We start from the raw sequence: 6347 nt of genomic DNA on the forward strand, positions 1-6347 counted from the left end.
CTCCACCCCCCGCCCCGACCCCACCACCAAGACGGGCGGCATCCGAGAGTCCCGCAAGGACGGCGAGGCGATGTGGGAATTCGCGGGCATCGGCACAAAGGTGGTCGTGGTCGACTAGGGGCCCTATTGACCGCCGGTCATCTCAGGGGCGCGGGGAACTGCGCGAGAACCCCCACGAACCGGCAGCCGCGCCACGACCGCGCCCACCCCTCCGAACGCGCCCCACGGCTACGCCACCTTGCGGCACCGTTCAGACTCAGCCCGCTGCGCCCCCCGCTTCACCGGCGGAGCCGTCGGCGGAGCCACGGGCGGAGCCACCGGCGGCGTAGAGACGGCCTTCGCCGCCGCACAAGCCGCCAAGAGGTCCCGCATCGACACTCCGCCCGCCCCGGAGGGGACCCGCTCTGCTGTCGACATGGACGCCTCCCTGGGTGCCACGGCGAACCAAGTTAGGTAGACCTAACCAAGGACTGGTTACCATGTGACCACGCCGGAGACGACCAACGCAACATCTTGCCGACAGCTCGTCGGAACGATCGGCGCAGCGTCACGCCGACAGCACACCCAGTTCGACGGAGGCCCACCGTTCGCCCAGACCGGTGACCGTCACATGCCGTACCTCGTCCGTCGTGTCCCCCACCGCCCGATGGATGACGACATGCAGCCGGTCGTCGGTCAACTCCTCGACCTTGCCCTCGCCCCACTCCACGACGATCACCGAATCCGGCAGCGAGACATCGAGATCGAGGTCCTCCATCTCGTCCAGCCCGCCGCCCAGACGGTACGCGTCGACGTGCACGAGCGGCGGCCCCTCGCCGAGCGACGGATGGACCCGGGCGATGACGAAGGTCGGCGAGGTGACGGCCCCGCGCACCCCGAGCCCCTCGCCGAGCCCCCGGGTGAGCGTCGTCTTCCCCGCGCCCAACTCCCCGTTGAGCATCACGAGATCCCCCGCACGCAGGAGCTTGGCCAGGCGACGGCCCAGCTCCAGCATCTGGTCGGGTGCGTTGACGGTGATCTGAACGGTGGTCCGAAGGGACGACCCGCTGTCGTCGGCGGAGGCCCCGGACTCACCCGGGACGTGCGGTGCTGCTGGCGCTTCCATAACCACTTACGGTAGCTCCCGCCGGCACGGCCCCCGCGCGGGTGAGCAGGTCGGCCAGCCGGTCGGTCACCACCTCGGGGTGCTCCAGCATCACCAGGTGCCCCGCGTCCGGCACGAGCACCAGTTCCGCGTCCGGCAGCAGATCGGCGATGGCCTCGCTGTGCTCGCTCGGTGTGACGAGGTCCTTGACCCCGGCCAGCACGAGCACCGGCAGCTCGGTGAAGGTCGCGAGCGCCTCGGTCTTGTCGTGCTCGGTGAACGCCGGATAGAACTCGGCGACGACGTCGATGGGCGTGCCCTCGATCATCCGTTCGGCGAACCGCGCGACCGCCGGGTCGACGTCCCGCGACGCGAACGAGTACCGCTTGATGATCCCGGCGAACAGATCGGCGGTCGCCCGCCGCCCCCGCTCCACCAGCGCGGCCTGCTGCCCGAGCGCCCTCAGCACCCCCGGCAGCACCCGCCGCACCGCGTTGACACCGGCGACGGGCAGCCCGAAGTTGACCTCGCCGAGCCGTCCCGACGACGTACCGACCAGCGCGACGGCGACGACCCGTTCGCGGATCAGCTCGGGGAAGTGCGCGGCCAGCGCCATCACGGTCATGCCGCCCATGGAGTGGCCGACGAGCACGATGGGCCCCTCCGGCACGGCCGCGTCGATGACGGCCTTGAGGTCACGGCCGAGCTGGTCGATGGTGACCGGCAGCTCGTCGCGCACCTGGGACACCCCGCGCCCGGAGCGGCCGTGGCTGCGCTGGTCCCAGTGCACGGTCCGCACGACTCCGCGCAGCGCGGCCCGCTGGAAGTGCCAGGAGTCCTGGTTGAGGCAGTAGCCGTGGCTGAAGACGACGGTGACGGGGGCCGGGGCCTTGCGGCCGAAGAGGCGGCGTCTGCGGGGCGAGAGGCCCGCCTCGGGTTCGACATCGTCAACCTCGTAGTACAGCTCGGTGCCGTCGTCGGCGACCGCCTTGGCGGGGACGCCGCGCAGCGCCCCGTACGGGCCGGTGGAGTCGAGCGCCAGACGGGCCTTCCTGCGCATACCGCGCCCGACCGTGAGCCGCTCTATGGCGACGCCGGCCGCCGCGCCCGCCGCGACGACGCCTATCGCCGCCCCCGCGATCCCGGCTCTGCGCCAGATCCCGTCGCCGGAAGCGGCCGTGGCGGCGGCCGCGCTCGCGACGGCCTCCACGGCCTCCGCGCTGCTCTCGCTCACGTCCCGCTCCTCTTCGCCGACCTGTCCGGTACCACTGTCGCTCCGCACGCCTGTACGGAGTTACCCGTCTCGTCCGTCTTTCACCTACTCGCGCACCTGCTCGTGCGCCTGCTCGTGCGCCTGCTGGTGCTCAGATGCCCGGGATTCCCATCCTCACGGGCCCCGGTCCTCCGCGCCCGCTCACTCACCCGTGTTGACGTAGACGCGCGGGACACGGGTTCCGATGCGCGTCACGATCTCGTACGCGATGGTCCCGGCCGCCTTCGCCCAGTCCTCGGCGGTCGGTTCACCGTCGTCCCCGGCGCCGAACAGCACGACCTCGTCCCCGGCGGCGGGTTCGTCCCCGCCGAGGTCGACGACGAACTGGTCCATGGCGACCCGGCCCGCGACCGTCCGCCACTTGCCGCCGACCAGGACGGGCCCGGTGCCGGAGGCATGCCGGGGGATGCCGTCCGCGTAGCCGACGGGGACCAGGCCGAGGGTCGTGGCGCCCGGAGTGACGTAGTGGTGCCCGTAGCTGACGCCGTGCCCGGCGGTGACGTGCTTGACCAGCGCGAGCGAGGCGCTGAGCCGCATCACCGGCCGCAGTCCGAGATCGGCGGAGCTGCCCAGCTCCGGGCTGGGCGAGATGCCGTAGACCGCGATGCCCGTCCGTACGAGGTCGAAGTGCGTGTCCCGCCGGGTGAGGGTGGCGGGCGAGTTGGCGATGTGCCGTACCTCCGGGCGGACGCCCTGGCCCTCCGCGTACGCGACCATCTCGCGGAAGCGGGTGAGCTGGGCGTCGATGGAGGGGTGCCCCGGCTCGTCGGCGCACGCGAGGTGCGACCAGAGCCCGGTGACCTTCACGAGCCCGTCGGCCTCGGCCCGCAGCGCCTCGGCGACCAACTCCGGCCAGTCCTCGGGCTGGCAGCCGTTGCGCCCGAGCCCGGTGTCGGCCTTGAGCTGCACCCGGGCGCGCAGGCCCGCCCGCCGGGCCGCGTCGGTGACCTCCCGCAGCGCCCACAACCCGCTGACCGCGACGTCGAGATCCGCCTCGACCGCCTCGCGCCAGGGCCCGCCCGGCGCCCACAGCCAGCACATCAGCCGCCCCGACAGCCCCGCCGCGCGCAGCGCCAGCGCCTCCTCGGGCGTGGCCGTCCCCAGCCAGGTGGCCCCCGCCTCGACCGCCGCCCGCGCACACCGCACCGCCCCGTGGCCGTAGGCGTCCGACTTGACGACGGCCATCAGCTCGGCGCCCGGCGCCGACGCGCGCAGCGTCCGCACATTGGCCCGCAGGGCGTCCAGATCGATCTCCGCACGGGCCCGAAGGGGCGCGTGCGGCACAGGTGCTGTCTCACTCATGTCAGCCCCAGTGTCGCAGAGGGCACCGAAGCCCCCGCCAGGGGCGCGGGGCTGTATCACTCTGCGGCTCCGCCGCGTGGGCGCGACAAGCCACGACGAACCCGCGCCCCGCGACGCTCAGAGCCCCCGCCCCGAACCCGATTCCTGCCCCCGCACCGAACTGTCACGTACAGTCACCCACGACACACGACAGGTCGCAAACGGCACGACACAGGGGTTGCTATGTGCGGAATCGTGGGATACGTCGGCTCGCAGTCCGCCCTCGACGTGGTCCTCGCCGGACTGAAGCGGCTGGAGTACCGCGGGTACGACTCCGCCGGCGTGGCGGTGCTCGCCGACGGGGGCCTCGCCGCCGCGAGGAAGGCCGGGAAACTGGTCAACCTGGAGAAGGAACTGGTGGGCCGCCCGCTGCCGACGGGCTCGACCGGCATCGGCCACACCCGCTGGGCCACCCACGGCGGCCCCACGGACACCAACGCCCACCCGCACCTCGACAACGCGGGCCGGGTCGCCGTCGTCCACAACGGCATCATCGAGAACTTCGCCGCGCTGCGCACCGAACTGGCCGAGCGGGGCCACACCCTGACGTCCGAGACGGACACCGAGGTCGTCGCCCACCTGCTCGCCGAGGAGTTCTCCTCCTGCGACGACCTCGCGGAGGCGATGCGGCTGGTGTGCCGCCGGCTGGAGGGCGCGTTCACGCTGGTCGCCGTGCACGCGGACGCGCCGGACGTGGTCGTGGGCGCCCGCCGCAACTCGCCCCTGGTGGTCGGCGTCGGCGAGGGCGAGGCCTTCCTCGCCTCCGACGTCGCCGCGTTCATCGCCCACACCCGCTCCGCGATCGAGCTGGGCCAGGACCAGGTGGTCGAACTGCGCCGCGACGGCGTGACGGTGACCACCTTCGACGGCCGCCCCGCCGACGTCCGCTCGTACCACGTCGACTGGGACGCGTCGGCGGCGGAGAAGGGCGGCTACGACTACTTCATGCTCAAGGAGATCGCCGAGCAGCCGAAGGCGGTCGCCGACACGCTCCTCGGCCGGATCGACGCGGCGGGCTCGCTCTCCCTGGACGAGGTCCGCATCCCCGACCGCGAACTGCGCGAGCTGGACAAGGTGGTCATCGTCGCGTGCGGTACGGCGTTCCACGCGGGCCTCATCGCCAAGTACGCCATCGAGCACTGGACCCGTATCCCCTGCGAGGTGGAGCTGGCCAGCGAGTTCCGCTACCGGGACCCGATCCTCGGCCCGCACACCCTGGTCGTCGCCATCTCCCAGTCCGGCGAGACCATGGACACGCTGATGGCGCTGCGGCACGCCCGCGAACAGGGCGCCCGGGTCCTCGCCATCTGCAACACCAACGGCTCGACGATCCCCCGCGAGTCCGACGCGGTCCTCTACACCCACGCGGGCCCCGAGGTGGCGGTCGCCTCGACGAAGGCGTTCCTCACGCAGCTGGTGGCGTGCTACCTGGTGGCGCTGTACCTCGGGCAGGTACGGGGCACCAAGTGGGGCGACGAGATCCGGGCCGTGGTCCGCGACCTCTCCCGTATCTCCCACGAGGTGGAGCGGGTGCTCGAAACGATGGAGCCGGTACGGGAGTTGGCCCGCACGCTGGCCGCCAAGAACACGGTCCTCTTCCTGGGCCGGCACGTGGGCTACCCGGTCGCGCTCGAAGGCGCCCTGAAGCTCAAGGAGTTGGCCTACATGCACGCGGAGGGCTTCGCGGCGGGAGAGCTGAAGCACGGCCCGATCGCCCTGATCGAGGAGGACCTGCCGGTGGTCGTCGTGGTCCCGTCCCCGGCGGGCCGCTCCCTCCTCCACGACAAGATCGTCTCCAACATCCAGGAGATCCGCGCGCGGGGCGCCCGCACGATCGTCATCGCGGAGGAGGGCGACGAGGCGGTCGTCCCCTACGCCGACCACCTCATCCGCGTCCCGGCCACCCCGACCCTGCTCCAGCCCCTGGTCGCCACGGTCCCCCTCCAGGTCTTCGCCTGCGAACTGGCCACGGCCCGGGGGAACGAGGTGGACCAGCCACGGAACCTGGCGAAGTCGGTGACGGTGGAGTGAGCGGCGACGGCCCGGGGCGCTCGGGCTAGGGTGCGGATCATGCCCATCATCGGAGTCGGCATCGACGTCGCCGAGATCGACCGTTTCCGTGCCTCGCTGGATCGCACGCCCAGCATGGCCGACCGCCTCTTCCTCCCGAGCGAGCTCCTCCTCCCCAGCGGCGAACGCCGGGGCATCGCCTCCCTCGCGGCCCGCTTCGCGGCGAAGGAGGCCCTCGCCAAGGCCCTCGGCGCGCCCGGCGGCCTGCGCTGGACCGACGCGGAGGTCTACGTCGAACCCTCGGGCCAACCCCGCCTCCGCGTCACGGGCACGGTCGCGTCCCGCGCCTCGGAACTGGGCGTCCAGTCCTGGCACATCTCCCTGAGCCACGACGCGGGGGTGGCATCGGCGGTGGTGATCGCGGAGGGATGAGGGCGCCTCGTGGCTCGGGGGTGCGGGGCGGAGGCGTCTGATGATGGCTCGGGCGCGTGTGCGGGGGCATCTGATGATGGCTCGGGCGCGTGTCAGGGGCGCCTCATTGCTCGGGGGTGCGCGTCATCGGGCGGCCGCGGACCGTGCGTGGCTGATCGCGCAGTTCCCCGCGCCCCTAGAAGCAGGGGCTTCGCCCCTGCCCTTTCC

5 protein-coding genes are annotated in these 6347 nt (G+C 72.4%); 2 read left to right on the forward strand and 3 right to left on the reverse strand.

From position 1 onward, the window contains the following. Positions 1–547: 547 nt before the first annotated feature. The 3 genes from tsaE to alr form a co-directional block, all read right to left on the reverse strand. Positions 548–1105, reverse strand: a complete 558-nt coding sequence (gene tsaE / locus P1P70_RS38220) for a tRNA (adenosine(37)-N6)-threonylcarbamoyltransferase complex ATPase subunit type 1 TsaE (RefSeq protein ID WP_319245978.1) — start codon at positions 1103–1105, stop codon at positions 548–550. Continuing rightward, entirely contained in the window at positions 1071–2318 is a 1248-nt protein-coding gene (locus P1P70_RS38225; RefSeq protein WP_319245979.1) for an alpha/beta hydrolase, read from the reverse strand. The genes tsaE and P1P70_RS38225 overlap by 35 nt, the downstream gene beginning before the upstream one ends. A gap of 180 nt (positions 2319–2498) precedes the next feature. Continuing rightward, on the reverse strand, positions 2499–3659 hold the full coding sequence (gene alr, locus P1P70_RS38230; RefSeq protein ID WP_319245981.1) for an alanine racemase: 1161 nt from the start codon (positions 3657–3659) through the stop codon (positions 2499–2501). Positions 3660–3881: 222 nt separating this feature from the next. On the opposite strand from alr, the gene glmS reads away from it, so the two are divergent. Both glmS and P1P70_RS38240 read left to right on the forward strand, forming a co-directional pair. Beyond that, the gene (gene glmS / locus P1P70_RS38235) at positions 3882–5729 is read left to right on the forward strand and encodes a glutamine--fructose-6-phosphate transaminase (isomerizing) (RefSeq protein ID WP_319245983.1); all 1848 of its coding nucleotides are present in this window, start codon (positions 3882–3884) and stop codon (positions 5727–5729) included. A gap of 39 nt (positions 5730–5768) precedes the next feature. Beyond that, a complete protein-coding gene (locus P1P70_RS38240) occupies positions 5769–6140 on the forward strand; it encodes a holo-ACP synthase (protein ID WP_319245985.1) in 372 nt (123 codons plus the stop codon). The last annotated feature ends 207 nt before the right edge of the window (positions 6141–6347 follow it).

The sequence above is a fragment of the Streptomyces sp. MB09-02B genome, from assembly GCF_033794485.1.
GTDB lineage: Bacteria > Actinomycetota > Actinomycetes > Streptomycetales > Streptomycetaceae > Streptomyces.

Bases quoted from the DNA above. Each gene is read 5' to 3' on its own strand.
- tsaE (WP_319245978.1), bottom strand. From the start codon at position 1,105: ATGGAAGCGCCAGCAGCACCGCACGTCCCGGGTGAGTCCGGGGCCTCC.
- alr (WP_319245981.1), bottom strand. From the start codon at position 3,659: ATGAGTGAGACAGCACCTGTGCCGCACGCGCCCCTTCGGGCCCGTGCG.
- glmS (WP_319245983.1), top strand. From the start codon at position 3,882: ATGTGCGGAATCGTGGGATACGTCGGCTCGCAGTCCGCCCTCGACGTG.
- P1P70_RS38240 (WP_319245985.1), top strand. From the start codon at position 5,769: ATGCCCATCATCGGAGTCGGCATCGACGTCGCCGAGATCGACCGTTTC.